This is a genomic window from Shewanella sp. S1-49-MNA-CIBAN-0167 (genome assembly GCF_040310145.1).
Taxonomy (GTDB): Bacteria; Pseudomonadota; Gammaproteobacteria; order Enterobacterales; family Shewanellaceae; genus Shewanella; species Shewanella psychromarinicola.
On sequence record NZ_JBEOPO010000266.1, the window covers coordinates 1 to 271 of the forward strand.

Annotated in this window: 1 protein-coding gene; it reads left to right on the forward strand. The window is 41.3% G+C overall.

From position 1 onward, the window contains the following. Positions 1 to 271, forward strand: a 271-nt coding sequence (locus tag AAEZ00_RS21270; RefSeq protein WP_351089889.1) for an aminotransferase class I/II-fold pyridoxal phosphate-dependent enzyme, incomplete at both ends; no start/stop codon positions are given.

Below are 271 nucleotides of genomic sequence, written 5' to 3' on the forward strand. Positions count from 1 at the left end.
GCGCTAGGCTGCCAAGGCGCCGCTATTTTAGCTTCCACAGAAGTGATTGATTACTTGGTTGCGACGTGTCGTGAGTATATTTACTCAACCGCTTTATCGCCAGCCAATGCTCAATTAGCATTAGCGGCAATTAATTGGCAACAAACTCACCCAGAATTATTGGAACAATTAACGGCTAATATTGCATTGTTTAGGCAACTCGCATTAGTAAATAAATTGAGTATTACGTCTTCTACTACCGCAATTCAACCGATTATGATCGGTGATAATC